This is a genomic window from Mesorhizobium sp. P2_E6 (genome assembly GCF_056403835.1).
On record NZ_JBFUEQ010000001.1, the window covers coordinates 490,653 to 510,014 of the forward strand.

General features: G+C 63.2%; 17 protein-coding genes. 8 read left to right on the forward strand and 9 right to left on the reverse strand.

Annotated elements, in window-relative coordinates; genetic code table 11:
- Window positions 1–30: 30 nt before the first annotated feature.
- Genes AC1D08_RS02375 through puuE form a run of 4 tightly spaced genes read right to left on the reverse strand, consistent with a single transcriptional unit; the run spans window position 31 to window position 3,415 of the window.
- Window positions 31–624 (reverse strand): nucleoside deaminase, encoded by a 594-nt coding sequence (locus tag AC1D08_RS02375; RefSeq protein ID WP_457150446.1) that lies wholly within the window; start codon window positions 622–624, stop codon window positions 31–33.
- Window positions 624–1,127: an ureidoglycolate lyase gene (locus AC1D08_RS02380; RefSeq protein ID WP_095083037.1), complete on the reverse strand. Its 504-nt coding sequence runs from the start codon at window positions 1,125–1,127 to the stop codon at window positions 624–626. Before AC1D08_RS02380 ends, AC1D08_RS02375 begins: the two co-directional genes overlap by 1 nt.
- Window positions 1,124–1,987, reverse strand: coding sequence for a bifunctional allantoicase/(S)-ureidoglycine aminohydrolase (locus AC1D08_RS02385; protein ID WP_457150445.1), 864 nt, complete (start codon window positions 1,985–1,987; stop codon window positions 1,124–1,126). The genes AC1D08_RS02380 and AC1D08_RS02385 overlap by 4 nt, the downstream gene beginning before the upstream one ends.
- A 9-nt stretch (window positions 1,988–1,996) precedes the next feature.
- Entirely contained in the window at window positions 1,997–3,415 is a 1,419-nt protein-coding gene (puuE, locus tag AC1D08_RS02390) for an allantoinase PuuE (RefSeq protein WP_457150444.1), read from the reverse strand.
- 203 nt (window positions 3,416–3,618) lie between these two features.
- Between puuE and uraH the strand changes: the two genes are divergently transcribed.
- From uraH to xdhC, 4 genes are all read left to right on the forward strand, one after another.
- Window positions 3,619–3,993 (forward strand): hydroxyisourate hydrolase, encoded by a 375-nt coding sequence (gene uraH, locus AC1D08_RS02395; protein ID WP_457150443.1) that lies wholly within the window; start codon window positions 3,619–3,621, stop codon window positions 3,991–3,993.
- Window positions 3,994–3,996: 3 nt separating this feature from the next.
- Complete coding sequence (gene xdhA, locus AC1D08_RS02400; protein ID WP_457150442.1) at window positions 3,997–5,478, forward strand: xanthine dehydrogenase small subunit; 1,482 nt, start codon at window positions 3,997–3,999, stop codon at window positions 5,476–5,478.
- A complete protein-coding gene (gene xdhB / locus AC1D08_RS02405; RefSeq protein WP_457150449.1) occupies window positions 5,478–7,826 on the forward strand; it encodes a xanthine dehydrogenase molybdopterin binding subunit in 2,349 nt (782 codons plus the stop codon). The genes xdhA and xdhB overlap by 1 nt, the downstream gene beginning before the upstream one ends.
- Before the next feature lie 62 nt (window positions 7,827–7,888).
- A complete protein-coding gene (gene xdhC, locus AC1D08_RS02410; protein WP_457150441.1) occupies window positions 7,889–8,779 on the forward strand; it encodes a xanthine dehydrogenase accessory protein XdhC in 891 nt (296 codons plus the stop codon).
- Between the two features lie 13 nt (window positions 8,780–8,792).
- Here xdhC and AC1D08_RS02415 read toward each other — a convergent pair whose 3' ends face one another.
- The 3 genes from AC1D08_RS02415 to AC1D08_RS02425 form a co-directional block, all read right to left on the reverse strand.
- On the reverse strand, window positions 8,793–10,058 hold the full coding sequence (locus AC1D08_RS02415; protein WP_457150440.1) for an LLM class flavin-dependent oxidoreductase: 1,266 nt from the start codon (window positions 10,056–10,058) through the stop codon (window positions 8,793–8,795).
- On the reverse strand, window positions 10,055–11,068 hold the full coding sequence (locus AC1D08_RS02420; protein ID WP_477422496.1) for an LLM class flavin-dependent oxidoreductase: 1,014 nt from the start codon (window positions 11,066–11,068) through the stop codon (window positions 10,055–10,057). Before AC1D08_RS02420 ends, AC1D08_RS02415 begins: the two co-directional genes overlap by 4 nt.
- Window positions 11,069–11,207: 139 nt before the next feature.
- Complete coding sequence (locus AC1D08_RS02425; RefSeq protein ID WP_095083019.1) at window positions 11,208–12,128, reverse strand: LysR family transcriptional regulator; 921 nt, start codon at window positions 12,126–12,128, stop codon at window positions 11,208–11,210.
- A gap of 136 nt (window positions 12,129–12,264) precedes the next feature.
- Here AC1D08_RS02425 and AC1D08_RS02430 point away from each other — a divergent pair, with 136 nt between their 5' ends.
- From AC1D08_RS02430 to AC1D08_RS02445, 4 genes are all read left to right on the forward strand, one after another.
- Window positions 12,265–13,482: a urate hydroxylase PuuD gene (locus AC1D08_RS02430; RefSeq protein ID WP_457150438.1), complete on the forward strand. Its 1,218-nt coding sequence runs from the start codon at window positions 12,265–12,267 to the stop codon at window positions 13,480–13,482.
- 1 nt (window position 13,483) lies between these two features.
- Window positions 13,484–14,797 carry a guanine deaminase gene (gene guaD, locus AC1D08_RS02435; RefSeq protein ID WP_477225146.1) on the forward strand — a complete coding sequence of 438 codons (1,314 nt, stop codon included), beginning with the start codon at window positions 13,484–13,486 and terminating at the stop codon, window positions 14,795–14,797.
- Window positions 14,798–14,877: 80 nt separating this feature from the next.
- On the forward strand, window positions 14,878–15,381 hold the full coding sequence (locus AC1D08_RS02440) for a heme-degrading domain-containing protein (protein ID WP_457150436.1): 504 nt from the start codon (window positions 14,878–14,880) through the stop codon (window positions 15,379–15,381).
- The gene (locus AC1D08_RS02445) at window positions 15,378–16,637 is read left to right on the forward strand and encodes a glycerate kinase type-2 family protein (RefSeq protein ID WP_457150435.1); all 1,260 of its coding nucleotides are present in this window, start codon (window positions 15,378–15,380) and stop codon (window positions 16,635–16,637) included. The genes AC1D08_RS02440 and AC1D08_RS02445 overlap by 4 nt, the downstream gene beginning before the upstream one ends.
- A 2-nt stretch (window positions 16,638–16,639) precedes the next feature.
- On the opposite strand, the gene AC1D08_RS02450 is transcribed toward AC1D08_RS02445, so the two are convergent.
- Window positions 16,640–18,103 (reverse strand): UdgX family uracil-DNA binding protein, encoded by a 1,464-nt coding sequence (locus tag AC1D08_RS02450; protein ID WP_477225148.1) that lies wholly within the window; start codon window positions 18,101–18,103, stop codon window positions 16,640–16,642.
- A 2-nt stretch (window positions 18,104–18,105) separates the two neighbouring features.
- On the reverse strand, window positions 18,106–19,341 hold the full coding sequence (locus AC1D08_RS02455) for a putative DNA modification/repair radical SAM protein (protein ID WP_457150433.1): 1,236 nt from the start codon (window positions 19,339–19,341) through the stop codon (window positions 18,106–18,108).
- Window positions 19,342–19,362 lie beyond the last annotated feature (21 nt).

The following is a 19,362-nucleotide window of genomic DNA, read 5'->3' on the forward strand; positions in this document are numbered from 1 at the left end:
CAGCCAACGAATTCGGCTGGTCAGTCCGCGTCAATTCAGCGGAATGTCGTTGTCGCCCTTGCTCGCTTGGTAGGCGCCGGACAGGTCGTCATAGCGTGCCGAGATCTCGCCGATGCGCGTTTCCAGCCGCTGGCGCTCGGCCTCGGGGAGTGACCGTACCAATCTGCGGATCGAAAAGCTCTTCCAGTAGGCATTCTCGGCATTGTAGCCGCCGGGATCGAGGGTGAAGACTTCCTTGAGAATCTTCAGATCATGCGGGATGGCGAAGCTGTCGCGCGAATCCTCATGGCTGAACAGATAGTAGAAATTGTCGAAGCCGGTCCAGGTGATCGCCGATAGGCAGAGCGAGCAGGGTTCATGCGTGGCGATGAAGATGGCGTCTTTCGTATCGACGCGCTCGGCCTTTGGCATTTCATAGAAGCGCTTCAGGCAATGCACCTCGCCATGCCAGAGCGGGTTTTCGATCTCGTTGTTGGTTTCGGCCAGTACCAGCGAACGGTCGTCCTTGCGCAGGATCGCCGCGCCGAACAGCTTGTTGCCATGGGCAACACCGTCGGCCGTCTTCGGCACGATGTCGTGCTCGATCACGTCGAGCAGGCGGTCGATCAGGGAAATGTCGGTCATTACAAGCTCTCGTCGGGGAGATGGATCTCGTAGGCGTGCGAGAAATGGAATTCTTCCAGGTTGGAACCGTCGCCGCCGCGGTCGACGATCAGGAAATCCTGCGCCTCGCCGAGCGGCGTCAGCACGCCGTGCCAGAGGTTGCGGGAATAGTTGATGCCTTGTCCGGGCGCGGTGATGAAGGCCTGCGGTTCACCCGGTCCCCCATCGCCGTCGTGGCAGACGACGACAAGGAACGGCCGGGGCGACAGCGGAATGAAAGCCTGGCTGCCGAATGGATGGCGCTCGACCATGGTCAGCTTTAGCGGCAATTCGTAAGGCGTGCCGCGCACCATCGAGATCAGCACGCGGGCGTTCGGCCCTGTCGCTTGCGCCGTGGCAAGATCGTGGTAGCGCTCGGCCTTGCCGCCATTGATCGGGTAGTGATTGTCGCCGCCCATGTCGATGACGTCGCCGAAGGCGGCAAAGCTCTCGCGGGTCAGCGGCCGCGCGACGATGCGGGTCACGGCGCCCGCCTAGCAATGCCGGCACCGCCGAGCTTGGCGTGGCGGTTGACGTCCTTGTAGAGCAGATAGCGGAATTTGCCCGGGCCGCCGGCATAGCAGGCCTGGGGGCAGAAGGCGCGCAGCCACATGAAGTCGCCGGCCTCGACCTCGACCCAGTCCTGGTTGAGGCGGTAGACCGCCTTGCCTTCCAGCACATAAAGCCCGTGCTCCATGACATGCGTCTCGGCGAAGGGAATGACCGCGCCGGGCTCGAGCGTCACGATGGTCATGTGCATGTCGTGGCGCAAATCGGCAGGATCGACGAAACGGGTCGTCGCCCAGCGGCCTTCGGTGCCGGGCATCGGCGTTGGCGCGATGTCCTGTTCGTTGGTGAAGAAGGCTTCCGGCGCCTCTAGACCGTCGACCGCCTCGTAAGCCTTGCGGATCCAATGGAAGCGGACCTCGGTCTTGCTCTCGTTGCGAACCGTCCAGGCGCTGGCCGGCGGTAGGAAGGCGAAGCCGCCCGGTCTGAGCACATGCTTCTTGCCGGCAAGCAGAACGGTCAACTCGCCTTCGACCACGAACAAGGCCCCTTCGGCGCCTGCATCGGGCTCCGGCCTCTCGCTGCCGCCACCGGGCGCGACCTCGACAATGTATTGCGAAAACGTCTCGGCAAAGCCGGACAGCGGCCGCGACAATATCCAGACGCGGGTCTTGTCCCAGAACGGCAAGGCGCTGGTGACGATGTCCTGCATCACCCCCTTGGGGATGACGGCATAGGCCTCGGTGAAGACGGCGCGGCCGGTCAGCAGCTCACTCTGGCCAGGGTGGCCGCCATGCGGCGCGTAATAGGTTCGGTCGGGCATCCTGATCGTATCCATGGGTTAAACCTATTGCGGAAGCATGTCCTTGAGGCGGAGCAGCGCGATGCGCTCGACCTGTTTGCAGGCGGTCTCGAATTCAACGCCGCGGCTGTTGCCGATGCGTGCCTCGAATTCCGCCAGGATCTCCTCCTTGGTCTTGCCTTTCACCGCGATGATGAACGGGAAGCCGAAGGTGGTGACGTATGCGGCATTGAGCTTGGAAAACAGTTCGCGCTCCTTGTCGGTCAGCGCGTCGAGTCCGGCTGAGGCCTGTTCCTTGGTCGATTCCGCCGTCAGCCGTTTGGCCTTGGCCAGTTTGCCGGCAAGGTCGGGATGGGCGTTGAGCACTGAAAGCCGCTCGGCCTCGCTTGCGGAACGGAAGACGCGGCAAAGCGCGTTGTGCAGGCCGCCGGATGAGTCATGCGCCGGGCCCAGCTCCAACTCGAAGGCGCGTTCGGCGATCCAGGGCGAATGCTCGAAGACACCGCCGAAAGTGTGGACGAACGTCTCGAATTCCATCTTGGACGGTCTGAGTGCTGCGGGTCGATAGGGGTGGTTTTCTTGCCAGTGGCGGGCGATATCGATGCGCCGTGCCAGCCAGACCTTGTCGTGCGACTTCACGTAGTCGACGAAGCGCTTCAGCGCCGCCACCCGGCCCGGCCGCCCGACGAGGCGGCAATGCAGGCCGATGTTCATCATGCGCGGCCGGCCGGCCTTGCCCTCGGCATAGAGCGTGTCGAAACTGTCCTTCAGATAGGCAAAGAACTGGTCGCCTGAATTGAAGCCTTGTGGCGTCGCGAAGCGCATGTCGTTGGCGTCGAGCGTGTAGGGGATGATGAGCTGGGCGCCTCCTTCGTGCTCGAACCAATAGGGCAGCTCGTCGTCATAGGTGTCCGACACATAGGCGAAGCCGCCTTCCTCAGCCACAAGCAGCACCGTGTTGACCGATGTGCGCCCCGTGTACCAGCCGGTCGGGCGCTGGCCTGTCACCTCGTAGTGCAGGCTGATCGCCGCTTCGAGGTCGCGGCGCTCGTCCTCGGCGCTGTGGTCGCGATAGTCGATCCATCTCAGCCCGTGCGACGCGATCTCCCAGCCGGCTTCCTGCATCGCCGTGACCTGGTCGGGCGAGCGGGCGAGCGCGGTGGCGACGCCGTAGCAGGTCACCGGCACCTCGGCCTCGGTGAACAGCCTGAGCAGCCGCCAGAAACCGGCGCGGGCGCCGTATTCGTAGATTGATTCCATGTTCCAGTGGCGCTGGCCCACCCAGGGTGCGGCGCCGACGATCTCCGACAGGAAGGCTTCCGAAGCCTTGTCGCCGTGGAGCACGCAGTTCTCGCCGCCCTCTTCGTAGTTGACGACGAACTGCACGGCGACATGCGCACCACCAGGCCATTTCGGATCCGGCGGATTGGCTCCATAGCCGCACATGTCTCTGATGTAACGCATCGTCCCTCCCGCCGGGCATTGCCCGATGTATGATCAGGATATCGAAAGGGCTGCTCGCGCATTCCCCCGAAAATTTTTGAAAGTGTTTTTGTCGCACTCCGCTCGACCGGGACTTATGCATCGCCTTTAATTGGCGCACAATTCATCAGCAATGTTCGACTGTACCGGGCCAGTTCGCTCGTACAGGAAATGGGAGGCGGCCAGTGGCAGAAACGTCGAAAGCCGATGGCGGGCGTCTGACGACCCATGTCCTCGACACCGCGACCGGCAGGCCGGCGGCGGGATTGTCGATCGCGCTCTATCACCTCGAGGGCGATACGCGCACACATCTGAAGACCGTCGTCACCAATGATGATGGCCGTTGCGACGCACCGCTGCTTGCCGGCGCCGAGTTCCGCGCCGGCGAATATGAACTGATCTTTGCCGCGGGCGACTATTTGCGCCAGCAGGGGACGAAATTGCCCAAGCCGGCCTTTCTCGACGTGATACCGATCCGCTTCGGCATGGCCGAACCCGTGCACTATCATGTGCCGCTGCTCGTCTCGCCCTACGGCTATTCGACCTACAGGGGGAGCTGACGCATGGCCAAGGTCCGTATCCGCAACGAGATACGCTTCATTCTCAATGGCAGGGGCGTCGCGCTTTCGTCGGTGGCGCCAGACGCGACCTTGCTCGACTGGCTGCGGCTCGACCGTTCGCTGCGCGGCACCAAGGAAGGCTGCGCCGAGGGCGATTGCGGCGCCTGCACCGTGCTGGTCGGAAAGCTCTCGGCAGGCGGTCTCGTCTATGAAAGCGTCAACGCCTGCATCCGCTTCCTCGGCTCGCTGGACGGCACCCATGTCGTGACTGTCGAGCATTTGCGCGGTCTTCCCGGCCAGTTGCACCCGGTGCAGCAGGCGATGGTCGATTTCCATGGCTCGCAGTGCGGCTTCTGCACGCCGGGCTTCGTCATGTCGCTCTATGGCCTGTGGATGAGGTCGCCCGACCCGTCGAATGAAGCCATCGAAAAGGCGCTGCAAGGCAATCTCTGCCGCTGCACAGGCTACGAGGCGATCATGCGCGCGGCCCGCGCCATCTCCAGCTACGGCAAGGCGGCGAAGGACCCGCTGGCGGTCGAGCGCAAGACAATCACGGCAAGGCTCCAGGCCATGCATGACGGCGCGCGGATCGAGATCGGCGTCGGCAAGGAGCGGCTCGTCGTGCCGGCCAACGTCGACGATTTCGCCGCCGTGCTTGACAAGGAACCCGGCGCCACCATCGTTGCCGGCTCGACCGATGTCGGCCTGTGGGTGACCAAGCACATGCGCGATATTTCGCCGGCGGTCTTCATCGGTGATCTCGACGGGCTTTGCACCATCGCCGAAGCCAACGGCGTCATCACCATCGGCGCCGGCGTCACCTACACCGACGCGTTCTCGACGCTCGCCAAGCGCATCCCGGCGATGGGGCCGCTGTTCGATCGCATCGGTGGCGATCAGGTGCGCAACATGGGCACCATCGGCGGCAACATCGCCAACGGTTCGCCGATCGGCGATACGCCACCGCCCCTGATCGCGCTCGGCGCGCGCCTGACGCTGCGCAAGGGCAAGAAGCGGCGGACGATCCCACTGGAAACCTTCTTTGTCGCCTATGGCAAGCAGGACCGACAGCCTGGCGAGTTCGTCGAGGCGGTGCACGTTCCCATCCCCGCCAAAGGCACGAAATTCGCTGTCCACAAGATCACCAAGCGCCGCGATGAGGACATCACGGCTGCCCTTGGCGCCTTCTTCCTGAACCTGGCCAAGGATGGCACGGTCGCCGATGTGCGCATCGCCTATGGCGGCATGGCGGCGATACCGAAGCGGGCGTCGGCTGTCGAAAAAGCGCTGGTCGGCAAGCCGTGGACCGAACAGACGGTTGTGACTGCGATGGCAAAGTATGCTGATGATTTCACCCCGCTGACAGACATGCGGGCCTCGGCCGAATATCGCGCCCTGGCGGCGCGCAACCTTTTGCTGCGCTTCTTCGCCGAGACCAGCGGCACCAGGGAGCCGATCCAGGTTTCAAGGCACGAGGCGGCATGATGAACAAGCACGCCACCCCCAATCCCAAGGCCGAAAAGATCACCGGCGGCGTCGCCACCGACCAGCGGCATGATTCGGGCCACAAGCATGTCAGCGGCACCGCCGTCTACATCGACGACATGCCGGAACCGGCCGGCACGCTGCATGGCTGCCTTGGGCTTTCGGCTGCCACCCATGCCACCATCACCAGCATGGACCTGTCGGCTGTGCGCACCGCCCCCGGGGTCGTCGACGTGCTGACGGCCAAAGATGTGCCTGGCGAAAACGACATTTCGCCGACGGGGCGCCATGATGAGCCGGTGCTGGCTGACGGCAAGGTGCAGTTCTACGGCCAGCCGATCTTCTGCGTCATTGCCGAGACGCGCGAGCAGGCACGCCGCGCCACCAGGCTGGCCAAGGTCGAATATAAGGAATTGCCTTTCGTCACCGACATCGGCGAACTTGATCCCCGTAAGGACAAGCTAGTCACGCCGCCACTGACCCTGAAGCGCGGCGACGCCGCGGCAGCGATCAAGGCCGCGCCCCGCCGGCTCAAAGGCCAGATGCGCGTCGGCGGTCAGGAGCACTTCTATCTCGAGGGCCATATCGCCATGGCCGTGCCCGGCGAGGACGAGGACGTCACCATCTATTCCTCGACCCAGCATCCGAGCGAAGTCCAGCACATGGTCAGCCATGCGCTCGGCGTGCCGAGCAACGCCATCACGGTGGAAATCCGCCGCATGGGCGGCGGGTTCGGCGGCAAGGAAACGCAAGGCAACCAGTTTGCGGCATTGGCCGCCATCGCCGCGAAAAAGCACCATCGCGCCGTGAAAATCCGGCCCGACCGCGACGACGACATGATCGCCACCGGCAAGCGTCATGACTTCCTCGTCGACTACGAAGTCGGCTTCGATGACGAGGGCAACATTCTCGGCGTCGATTTCATGTTCGCGGCGCGCTGCGGCTTCTCCTCGGACCTGTCGGGTCCGGTGACCGATCGCGCGCTGTTCCACTGTGACAACACCTATTTCTGGCCGGCGGTGCATGCACAGTCAGCGCCGCTCTACACCAACACCGTGTCGAACACCGCTTTCCGTGGTTTCGGCGGTCCACAAGGCATGGTCGGCGCCGAGCGCGTCATCGACGAGGTTGCCTTCGCCGTCGGCAAGGATCCGCTCGAAATTCGTAAGAAGAATTTTTACGGCACAAGCGACCGCAATATCACGCCCTACCACCAGACGGTCGAGGACAACATCATACAGCGCATCGTCGCCGAGCTTGAGCAAAGCGCCAGCTATGCGCGGCGGCGGCGCGAGATATCGGCCTTCAATGCCAACAGCCGTTTCATCAAGCGTGGCCTGGCGCTGACGCCGGTCAAGTTCGGCATCTCGTTCACGGCCACGCACTACAACCAGGCCGGCGCGCTGGTGCATGTCTACACCGATGGCTCGGTGCATCTGAACCACGGCGGCACGGAGATGGGGCAGGGCCTCTACGTCAAGGTGGCGCAAGTGGTGGCGGAAGAGTTCCAGATCGATCTCGATCAGGTGAAGATCACCGCGACGACGACCGGCAAGGTGCCGAACACCTCGGCCACCGCAGCGTCATCCGGTTCCGATCTCAACGGCATGGCGGCGCAGAATGGCGCTCGCCAGATCAAGGATCGGTTGACCGATTTCGCGGCCGAAAAATATCAGGTGCCGCGCGACCAGGTGCTGTTCCTGCCCAACCGGGTGCGCATCGGCAACCAGGAGATCGCCTTCGCCGACCTCGTCAAACAGGCATATATGGCCCGTATCCAGCTTTCGGCGGCGGGCTTTTACAAAACGCCAAAGATCCACTGGAACCGTGACAAGGGCCAGGGCCGCCCCTTCTACTACTTCGCTTATGGCGCCTCCTGCTCGGAAGTCTCGGTCGACACGCTGACCGGCGAGTACATGGTCGAGCGCACCGACATATTGCATGACACGGGCCGCTCGCTGAACCGCGCCATCGATATCGGCCAGATCGAGGGCGGCTTCATCCAGGGCATGGGCTGGCTGACGACCGAGGAACTGTGGTGGGACGGCAAGGGCCGGCTGCGCACGCACGCGCCCTCGACCTACAAGATCCCGCTGGCGTCGGACCGGCCGAAGATCTTCAACGTCACCTTGGCCGACTGGCCGGAAGCAAGCGAGCCGACGATCCACCGCTCCAAGGCAGTCGGTGAACCGCCGTTCCCCCTCGGCATGTCGGTGCTGCACGCGCTGTCGGACGCGGTGGCCAGCGTCGCCGACCACAGGATCTGCCCGCGTCTCGATGCGCCGGCGACGCCGGAACGGGTGCTGATGGCGATCGAGCGGCTGAAGAACGAGGTCAAGACCGCCTGAAATCGGCAAAACGTGCAATTCAGGCCGAAAAAGCCTACATTTCCCATTCGGGAACGTGAGAAATGAACTCGAAAGTGCAAAGTCTGAAAGCCTTTCTCAGTACCGCCGGCCGGGTTGCCCTGGTCGAAGTGGCGGGCACCAAGGGCTCGACGCCACGCGAGAAGGGCGCCTTGATGCTCGTCTCGCAGGCGACGATTCTTGGCACGATCGGCGGCGGCCAGCTCGAATACATGGCGATCGACAAGGCGCGGCAGATGCTTGTCTCCCCCTCAAGGGATGCCCGCATCGAGGTTGACGAGGTCTGCGCGACCTTAGACGTGCCGCTCGGCCCCGAGATCGGCCAATGCTGTGGCGGGCGCGTCGAAGTGTTGATCCGGCTCGTTGACGCAGGGCTGGCAGCCGAGCTGGTTGCATCGGCTGAGACAGAAGAGGCACACCTGCCCTATGTCTATATCTTCGGCGGCGGCCATGTCGGCCAGGCGCTGGCCTCCGCGGTGGCCCTTCTCCCTGTGCACGCCGTCGTCATCGAGACGCGGGCCGAGGCGCTCGAAGGCATGCCGGAAACCGTCGAGACCCGGTTGACGCCGATGCCCGAAGCGATGGTGCGCGATGCGCCGGCCGGCACCGCTTTCGCCATCCTCACCCACGACCATGCGCTGGATTTCCTGATCGTCGCCGAAGCGTTGAAGCGCAACGATACCGCCTATGTCGGCATGATCGGCTCGAAGACCAAGAAAGCGACGTTCAAGAACTGGTTCCTGAAATCGGCGGACGGCAGCGAGGCCGAGTTTGCCCGCTTCGTCTCGCCGATCGGCGGCGATGCCGTCAAGGACAAGCGCCCGCCTGTCATCGCCGCACTCGCGGCCGCAGAAATCATGACCGCGATGGTCATTCACAGCGCAGCGTCAAACGCCGGTCGTCAGGTCCAGCGTGACAGGGTGTTAGCCGGATAATCTTACATCGCAGCTACATCGGCCGCTTCAAGCCCAGATGGTCGCGCAGCGTGCGGCCTTCATAATCCTTGCGAAAAAGGCCACGCCGCTGCAGTTCCGGCACGACGAGTGTCGCAAAGGCATCGAGTTCGCCGGGGAAATATGAGGGCATGACGTTGAAGCCGTCGGCAGCACCTCCTTCGAACCGCGCCTGCAGCTCGTCGGCGATCTCGGCCGCCGTTCCGACGATGCGCCAGTGGCCGCGGGCGCCGGCGAAATGCCGCGCCAGCTGGCGGATGGAGAGGTTGTCGCGGCGCGACTGCTCGATGACCAGCGCTTGCCGGCTCTGCATGCCTTCGCTGGGCGGCAGCTCGGGCAGCGGCCCATCGATCGGATAGCGCCACAGATCGGCGATGCTGAGGTAGCTGGACAGCAGCGCAACGCCGACATCGTCGGGGATCAGCTCCTGCAATTCCTCGTATTTTTCCTGGGCCTGCGCCGCGGTTTCAGCCACTACTGGTGCGACGCCGGGCATGATCTTGATGTCGTCGGGCTCTCGCCCATAGGCCACCAGGCGCCCCTTGAGATCGTCGTAGAAGGCCTTCGCTTCCTCGAAGGTCTGCGCCGCCGTGAACACCACATCGGCGGTGCGGGCGGCAAGGTCGCGGCCGACATCCGAGGCGCCGGCCTGAACTAGCACCGGTGCGCCCTGCGGCGAACGCGGCAGATCGAGCGGATCCCTCACCGAAAAGCTCTGGCCATCGTGACCGGGAGCCCCATCTGGATTGCCGCGCCAAAGTCCGGTGACCACATCAGCGAACTCACGCGCCCGCTCGTAGCGATCGGCATGCGGCCGCAAGCCGGTCGAACCGAAATTGGCGGCCTCGATGGGACTGGCCGAAGTGACCAGATTCCAGCCGGCCCGACCGCCGCTCAGATGGTCGAGCGACAGGAAGGTCCGCGCCAGGCCGTAGGGCTCGTTGTAGCTTGTCGACGCGGTGGAGACGAGGCCGATGCGGCTGGTCTGGACGGCCAGCGCCGACAGAAGGCTGATCGGCTCGAAGCCGATCGAGCGCGAGGTCTGGCTGGCGATGGCGACATTGGCTTCGCGCAGGCCGGCGGCATCCTCGCAGAAGACCATATCGAACTTCGCCGCCTCCGCTGTGCGCGCCAGCTGGATGTAATGGTCGATGTCGATGCCGGCGGTCACATGTGCGTTGGGATGGCGCCAGGCGGCGATATGATGGCCTGTCGCCCACAGGAAGGCGCCAAGCTTCATCTGGCGGGAAGCGGCGGTCATCGATCACCTCCGCCGGCAATCCCAAGATGCGACCGCAAATTTGTCCCGCGATAGCTTTCTCGAAACAGGCCGCGTCGCCGCAGCGCCGGCAAAACCATATCGACAAAATTGTCGAGTGCCGAAAGCTCCGCCGGCATCTGCATGTTGAACCCATCGCAGCTTTTCGACCGGAACATGTCGTCGAGACGATCGGCGGTGACGGCAAGCTTTTCATCAATGACGTGCGAGACATTCATCAGCACCTTCACGACATCCGGGTCGCGTCCGCAGGCGGCAACGCGGCGCTTCAGATCGTCATGGCGGGTTTTCACGCTCTCGATCGGTTCGCTGTCCAGCAGGACGACATCGGCGGTGCGAGCGGCAATGTCCATGTCTGCCGCTGACAGGCCGGACAGCACCAGCACCGGCGTATCCTGTGGCGAGCGCGCGACGTTCAGCGGCCCGCGCACCGAAAAGAATTCGCCCCTGTGGTCGAGCAGGTGCATCTTTTCGGGATCGTGGAAGCGGCCGCCGCTCTTGTCGAACTTGAGCGCGTCTTCGTCCCAGCCTTGCCACAAGCCCTGAACGATGGCGAAATATTCCTCGCTGCGGCGGCGAAAATCGTCAGCGGAAAACCCGTCCGGGCGGCTGAAATTGGCTGCCTCACGCGGGGCCTGCGCCATCGTCGCGTTCCAGCCAGCGCGGCCATGGCTGATGATGTCGAGCGAAGCAAAACGGCGCGCCAGATTGTAGGGCTGGTGGGCAACCGTCGAGGCCGCCGCGACCAGCCCGATCGTGATCGTTACCGTCGCCAGCGCGGCCACCAAGGTCGTCGCTTCGAAGGGCATCGTCGCGGCATCGCTGCCGGAAGCCGGCGCGGAATCGGCGAAAATCACCATGTCCAGACCGGCCACTTCGGCCCTTTGGACAAACCGCGCCAGAAGGCTGAAGTCCGGCTCGGCTCCTGGCGATGGCTCGGAGGTTCCCGGAAGCGGTGAAACGGCAAGATGCATTGTGGCGCCGTTGTCCATCGATGGTCCCTGCAAGGCGAAATACCATCGGAACTATGTTCGTCACGTCCAGCGATGGCAACCGCCGGCGCTGGGCCAACTGCCGGTCACTTGCTTGCCAGCCATCACTTTCGAACCAGCCTTGCTTGCCAGCCAACCCTTACTTGCCAGCGAGAAGATCTTTGATCAGCCGTTGGCAGCGCTCGGCCATGAAGTCGAGCAGCAGCCGCACCTTGGGGTCCTGCAGCTTCTTGTGCGGATAGACGGCGGCGAACTGCACCGGCGTCGGCGGCGTGTTGCTAAGGATCACCTTCAGCCGCCGGTCGCGGATGAACGGCTCGACCTCAAAGCGCGGCTTGTTGATGATGCCGCGGCCGGACAGCGCCCAGCCGGTCAGCACGTCGCCATCGTCGGTGTCGTAGGGCCCGTGCACCTCGAATTTCTGCTGGCCGGTGGGGGTCTGCAACGTCCACACATATTCGCGCGCGCCGGAATAGCGCAGCATCAGGCAGTCGTGCTTCTTGCCGATCAGTTCCTGCGGCTCAACGGGTTCGCCGCGCGCTTCCAGATACTTCGGCGCTGCCACCAGTACGCGTTCGCATTCCATGATGCCGCGCATCCTGAGGCTGGAATCCTCGATGATGCCGAGCCGGAAGGCGACGTCGATGCCTTCCTTCATGATATCGACATTGTGGTCCGAGAGCCTCAGCCGCACTTCGATGTCGGGATATTTGTCGTGGAAATCGGGGATGCCCGAGGCCACCAGCCGGCGGCCGAGGCCGAGCGGTGCCGTCACGCGGATGGTGCCGCGCGGTTGTCCGGACAGTGCCGAAACGGCGGCTTCCGCTTCGGTGATCGCCTCCAGCACCTGCTTGGCGCCCGAATAGAAAACCGTGCCATGCTCGGTCGGCATCAATTGCCGTGTGGTGCGGTTGAACAGCCGCACGCCCAGATGCTTCTCCAGCTCCTTGATGCGGTTGGAGGCGACCGCCGGCGAAATGCGCATGTCGCGGCCTGCCGCCGACAAATTGCCGAGCTCGACGACGCGAACGAAGACGGCGATGTTGTCGAGATAGGCCATGCGGTTTCGTGGCTCTCATCCAGCTGCGTTCAACAACCTAGTATTTTCCATTTTTTTTTGAAAGTCATCGCGCACCTCGCCTCTTTCCGTTTGCGCGCGACACCGTAAAGTCGCGTCATCGGCAGGGACGACTTCAATGATGGATTTCGCGATTTTCTGGGACTGGCTGAGCTTCGCCGTGCGTTGGCTGCATGTCATCACCGGCATCGCCTGGATCGGTTCGTCTTTCTACTTCGTGGCGCTCGATCTCGGCCTGCGGCAGCGCCCTGGCATGCCTGTCGGCGCCTTCGGCGAGGAATGGCAGGTGCATGGCGGCGGCTTTTACCACATCCAGAAATATCTGGTGGCGCCGGCCGAGATGCCTGAGCACCTGACCTGGTTCAAATGGGAATCCTACGCCACCTGGCTGTCCGGTTTTGCGATGCTGTGCGTCGTCTATTATGCCGGAGCCGATCTGTTCCTGATCGATCCCAATGTGTTGCCAATGTCGGTGCCGGTCGGCATCTTGCTGTCGCTGGCGACGATCGGCGTCGGCTGGGTGGTCTATGACCTGCTGTGCCGTTCGCCGCTGGGAAAAAGCGACACCGGCCTGATGCTGGTGCTCTACTGCGTGCTGGTGTTCATCGCCTGGGGCCTCACCCATCTGTTCACCGGCCGTGCCGCCTTCCTGCATCTCGGCGCCATCACCGCGACGATCATGTCGGCCAACGTCTTCATGGTCATCATCCCCAACCAGAAGATCGTTGTTGCCGACCTCATCGCCGGCCGCAAGCCCGATCCGAAATACGGCAAGATCGCCAAGCAGCGCTCCCTGCACAACAACTACCTGACGCTGCCTGTGCTGTTCCTGATGCTGTCGAACCACTATCCGCTGGCGTTTGGCACGCAGTTCAACTGGGTCATCGCCTCGCTGGTGTTCATCATCGGCGTGCTGATCCGGCACTATTTCAACAGCGTCCATGCGCGCAAGGGTAACCCGACCTGGACCTGGCTGGGAGCCGTTGTCCTGTTCATCATCATCATCTGGCTGTCGACCGCGCCGAAGGTGCTGACCGGCGAGCCGAAAGAATCGGCCGCCGCGCAGATCTATGTCGCATCAGCGCATTTCCCGGCCGTGCGCGATACCGTGCTTGGCCGCTGCTCGATGTGCCACGCGGCGGAGCCGGTCTATGAGGGTATCTACCACGCGCCAAAGGGGGTGATGCTCGACACCGACGCCGACATCGCCAACCATGCCCGCGAGATCTATCTGCAGGCCGGCCGCAGCCACGCCATGCCGCCGGCCAACGTCTCGCAGATTACCGACAAGGAACGGGCGCTGCTGGTGGCCTGGTTCGAAGGCGCAGGGAAATAGCATGACCTCGACACTTCTGCGCGGCCGCACGCTGTCCTTCGTGCGCTGGCCGCAAACCATCGATGACCATTCCGCCTGGCGCTACGAGGAGGATGGTGGCCTGCTGATCCGCGACGGCCGGATCGTCGCCGCCGGTGCCTATGCAGACGTCGAGAAACAGGCAGGCGACGCAGCGAAAAAGATCGACCATCGGCCGCATCTGCTGCTGCCGGGCTTCATAGACGCGCATGTGCATTTCCCGCAGATGCAGATCATCGCCTCCTATGGCGCCGAACTGCTCGACTGGTTGAACACCTATACCTTCCCGGAAGAGACGAAATTCGCCAATGCGCAGCATGGCCGCCGCGTCGCACGGCTGTTCCTCGACGAGATGGTGCGCCACGGCACCACGACGGTGGCCGCCTACTGCTCGGTGCACAAGGCATCCGCCGAGGCCTTCTTTGCCGAATCGCATGACCGCAACATGCTCAACATCGCCGGCAAGGTGATGATGGACCGCAATGCACCCGACGGTGTGCTCGACACGCCGCAATCCGGCTACGACGACAGCAAGGCCCTGATCGCGCAATGGCACGGCAAGGGTCGCCAGCACTATGCGATCACACCGCGCTTCGCCATCACCTCGTCACCGGAACAGATGGAGATGGCCGGCGCGCTGTGCCGGGAGTACCCCGACCTGCACATGCAGACGCACCTGTCGGAAAACCACGCCGAAATCGCCTTCACCCAGGAACTCTATCCGTGGTCGCGCGACTACACCGACGTTTACGAGCACTTTGGGCTGTTGGGGACAAAGAGCCTGTTCGGCCATTGCATCCATCTGTCGGACCGTGAGGCGGATGCGCTGTCGGACAGCGGTTCGGTGGCGGTGTTCTGTCCGACCTCGAACCTGTTCCTCGGCTCCGGCCTGTTCGGCTACCAGCGCCTTCGCCGCCGCGACAAACCGATCCGGATCGCCGCCGCCACCGATGTCGGCGGCGGCACCAACTATTCCATGCTGCGCACCATGGACGAAGGCTACAAGGTGATTGCGCTGAATGGCGAGAAGCTCAATCCCTTCCAGTCCTTCTGGCAGATGACGCGCGGCAATGCCGAGGCGCTGTCGGTGGCGGAAAAGGTCGGCTCGCTGGATGAAGGCAGCGACGCCGACATCGTCGTACTCGATGCCAGGGCTACATCGGCGATGCGGCTCAGGATGGAAACGGTCGAGACGCTGGCACAGGAATTGTTTCTCTTGCAGACGCTGGGCGACGATCGCGCCGTGCGCGAGGTCTATGTGGCCGGGCGAGCGGCCAAATCCGACATGGCGATTTAGGCACCCTCCGATGTGTTTCCTTGCTTGACCCGGCGGCAGCCATCGGTCAAAGCGTGCGGCGAAGTTGACAGGGGAACGACATGGCCGTTGCCGAAGACATCGCTCTGATCACGAGACAGGAAGACGTTCTTGTCTTTCCCGCCTTCGATGAGGCCGTGGCCTTCAAGATCGGCTCGGCCATCCGTGATCGAGCCTTGGCCGAGAACCTGCCTGTTATCGTCGACATCAGGACTTTCGACCGCCCGCTGTTCTATGCCGCGATGCCAGGTTCGAACGCCTCCAATCCCGACTGGGCGCGGCGCAAGATCAATGTGGTCAAGCGGTTCCTGAAAAGCACCTACCGCATGGTGCTGGAACAACAGCGCCCCGATCGCACCTTCAAGATCGGCGAAGGGCTGGATATTGCTGATTATGTGCTGGCCGGAGGTGGTTTCCCGGTCACGGTCAAGGGCGCCGGCGTCATCGGTGTGATCGCCGTTTCCGGCCTGCCGGAGCGCCAGGATCACGGCGTCGTCGTCGAGGCACTTTGCGATCATTTGGGCATCGACAAGCGCGGTCTGGCACTGCCCCCGGAAGAACAATGAGCGACCCCAAGACGTTCCTCACCTCCATCTTCAACGCCGCCGTCGCCGCCGCCGATCCGGAGCGAACCATCCGGGATCATTTGCCGGCGAGGCCCAAGGGCCGCACCATCGTCATTGGCGCGGGAAAAGGCTCCGCGCAGATGGCAGCGGCCTTCGAGAAGGTCTGGGACGGGCCGATCGAGGGGCTGGTCGTCACCCGCTACGGTTATGGCGCGACATGCGAGCGCATCGAGATCATCGAGGCGGCGCATCCGGTGCCGGACGCCGCGGGCCTGGAAGCCTCGCAACGCCTGCTCGCCAAGGTCCAAGGGCTGACAGCGGATGATCTAGTCGTGGCGCTGATTTCCGGCGGTGGTTCGGCGCTTTTGCCATCGCCCGCCGGCAGCCTGACGCTGGCCGACGAGATTGCCGTCAATGAGGCGCTCCTCGCGTCTGGTGCGCCGATCGCAGCGATGAACACCATCCGCAAACATCTTTCCACCATCAAGGGTGGACGGTTGGCTGCCGCCGCCTGGCCGGCCAAGGTGGTGTCCCTGGTCGTTTCCGACATTCCCGGCGACAATCCTGCCCTGGTTGCCTCCGGTCCGACCGTGCCGGATACCGGCAGCCGTCAAGACGCGATGGCGTCGATTGCAGCCTATGGGATGAAACTGCCGGCTGCGGTGATGGCGCATATCAGCACGCCTGCCGCCGATGCACCAAACCCCAATGATCCCTGCTTTTCACGCAACGAGGTGCATCTGATTGCCTCGGCCGGCGTCTCGCTCGAAGCAGCGGCCACTGAGGCGAAACGGCAAGGCATCGAAGCCGTCATCCTTTCCGATGCCATCGAAGGCGAGGCGCGTGAGGTCGGCGGCGTCCATGCGGCCATCGCGCGCGAAGTGGCGACGCGCAACCGGCCATTCGCAAAGCCAGTGCTGATCCTGTCCGGTGGCGAGACGACAGTGACCTTGCGCGCAAAAGGCAAGGGCGGCCGCAATTCGGAATTCCTGCTCGCCTTCGCCATCGGCATCAACGGCGCGCAAGGCATTCACGCGCTCGCCGCCGACACAGACGGCATCGACGGTTCGGAAAACAATGCCGGGGCCTTCGCCGACGGTTCGACCGTGTCGCGCATGCGCGCGGCCGGCGTCGACGCCAAGGCGATGCTTGCGGGCAACAATGCCTGGACGGCCTTCAATGCGATAGGCGATCTATTCGTACCCGGCCCGACTGGCACGAATGTAAACGACCTGCGGGCAATTCTGATCCGGTAACCTCAAGCGGCCATCAGCCGCTTCACCTGCTTCATGTCTTGCAGGAACCGCTGGCGTTCAGCTTCCTTGTCCGCGGGCTCTTGGATGCGCAGGATAAAGGAGGGGTGGATGGTGATGAAGACACGCAAGCCGTCCTCGCGTTCGATCACCTGGCCGCGCATTTTTGTCACCGGGATCGCCTTGCCAAGCAGCGACAAGGCCGCCGTTGCGCCGAGTGCCACGGCCAGATTCGGCTTGATCAGCTCGAACTCCTTGTCTGTCCACCAGCGGCAGGCCTGAACCTCGCCGGCATTCGGTTTGGAATGGATGCGCCGCTTGCCGCGCGGCTCGAACTTGAAGTGCTTGACTGCATTGGTGACGTAGACCTTCTGGCGGTCAACCCCCGCGTCGTCGAGGATCGCATCGAACACCTTGCCCGCCGGGCCGACAAAAGGTTTGCCGGCCAGATCCTCCTGGTCGCCGGGCTGTTCGCCGACGAAGATCACCTTGGCGCCGTCAGGCCCTTCGCCGAACACGGTCTGCGTGGCGTCGCGCCAAAGCGGGCAGCGCCGGCAACCTTTTGCCGCCTCTCGCAATTCGGAAATGGTGTTGGCGGCCTGATCTTCCAGGGCCTCAGCCGGCTCATTCTTCGGCCAATGCTTTGCCTGCAGCCTGGCGTGGTGCGGCGCGGGTGTCGTTGGCATTCTGGCAATCATGTCCTTAGCGGCCTTGTCCGCTCCCGAGATCAGTTCTGGAATGAGCGAGGCCTCGGGAAGGTTCCGCCAATATTTCTTAGGCATCTCCTTCTGCATGGCTTTCACCTTCAGCCGCGCCGGGTTGAAGATGTTCTCGAAATAGGTGCGCCACAGGGCTTCGGTATCGTCCTGCGCCGGCGCATCGCCCTTGACGGCGCCAGGCCCGATCGCCAGCCTGTCGCCATCCCAGTCGGCAGAGGCATGCGGCGTCAAAATGGTCCAGCGCATGCCGGTGAAGCGCCTGACGAAGAAAGCCGCGTTGCGCTCGACGATGAAATGATCCGGCTCGAACCAGGCAACATAGCGCTCCTCGTCACCGTCGCCGATCTTCCGGAAGCGTACGAAGGCGCGCATCTTGTGGATGTCGCGCCGCACCGCTTTCTCCATGGTTTCGAGACGCCTGATGTCTGGATCCGATGCAATTGCCAGCAGCTTCGGCTCTGTGCGCAGCCGCCAGAGCAACCGGTAGAGAAAAGCGAACCGGCCGGGGTCTGAATGGCAGAAGGCGATTTCGGCATGCTCGACGAAGTCGCGCGGCACCACCAGTTGCACGCCCGCAGGCAGGTCGGGCAAATCGGTTTGATTGGAGCCCGGCTCGACATGCCAGCTGATGTCATCGGGCCCGACTTCATTCAGGGCCAGCCGGCGTGCCGCGTCGCGCCAGCCGGAAAAGTCGGTCTCCGCGTCGAGCCGAACCGTATATCTGGCAAGATCGAGCTGTGCCGGTCGCATGGTCAAAACAGGGACAGTTGTTCGCAGGAACGCACGATCTTGCCGCGCAAACCGGCTTTGTCGGTGAGCGCGCCCGGCGACCAGCCTTCGGCGACGATGAATGGCCTGAGCTTGGCGATCGACTGGCAGAGACGGCCGATATCTTCCAGCCGCAGCCGCCGGTGACGTCGGGTCTCCAGGATTTTGGCGATCACCTTGGTGCCGAGACCGGGCACGCGCAACAATGCCTCTCGATCAGCGCGGTTGATATCCACGGGGAACCGTCCCCGGTTGCGCAGCGCCCACGCCAGTTTCGGATCGATGGCGAGGTCGAGCATGCCGTCGCTGCTGCCGGCCAGGATCTCCGGCTGCGAAAATCCGTAAAACCGCATCAGCCAGTCGGCTTGGTAGAGCCGGTGTTCGCGCATCAGCGGCGGTTTCTGCAAGGGCAGGGACGACGACGAATCCGGGATCGGGCTGAACGCGGAATAATAGACGCGCCGCAGATGGTAACTGCCATAGAGCCGCGCGCTGGTATGAAGGATGCCGTCATCGGTGGTGCTGTCGGCGCCGACGATCATCTGCGTCGACTGCCCACCCGGCGCGAAGCGTTCGCGCTTTTTGGTCCTCAGCGTCGGCTCGGCCTTTTCCTCCATCTTCTCGCGCAGCCTGGCCATCGAAAGCCGGATCGTTTCCGGCTTCTTTTCCGGCGCCAGTTTTTTGACGCCCTCATCGGTGGGCAGTTCGACATTGATCGACAGCCGGTCGGCGTAGAGGCCTGCTTTCTCGACCAGTTCCGCCGAACTTTCCGGAATGGTCTTCAAATGGATATAGCCGGAGAACTTCTCTTCCAGTCGCAGCCTTCGCGCCACCTCGACCATCTCGCCCATCGTCTCGTCGGGCGAGCGGATGACGCCTGAGGACAGGAAAAGGCCCTCGATGTAGTTGCGCCGGTAGAAATCCATGGTCAGCTTCACCACCTCGTCAACGGTGAAACGGGTGCGCCGCACATTCGACGACGAGCGGTTGATGCAATAGCTGCAATCGTAGATGCAGAAATTGGTCAGCAGGATTTTCAGCAGTGAAATGCAGCGCCCATCCGGCGCATAGGAATGGCAGATGCCCATGCCTTCGGTGGAGCCGATCCCGCCGGATTTCAGGGAATCCTTTTTCGCCGCGCCCGATGAGGCGCAGGAGGCGTCGTACTTGGCGGCATCGGACAGGATCGCTAGCTTTTCGCGGACGGTAAGTGCGCTCATATGTTCATGATATGTTCTTGA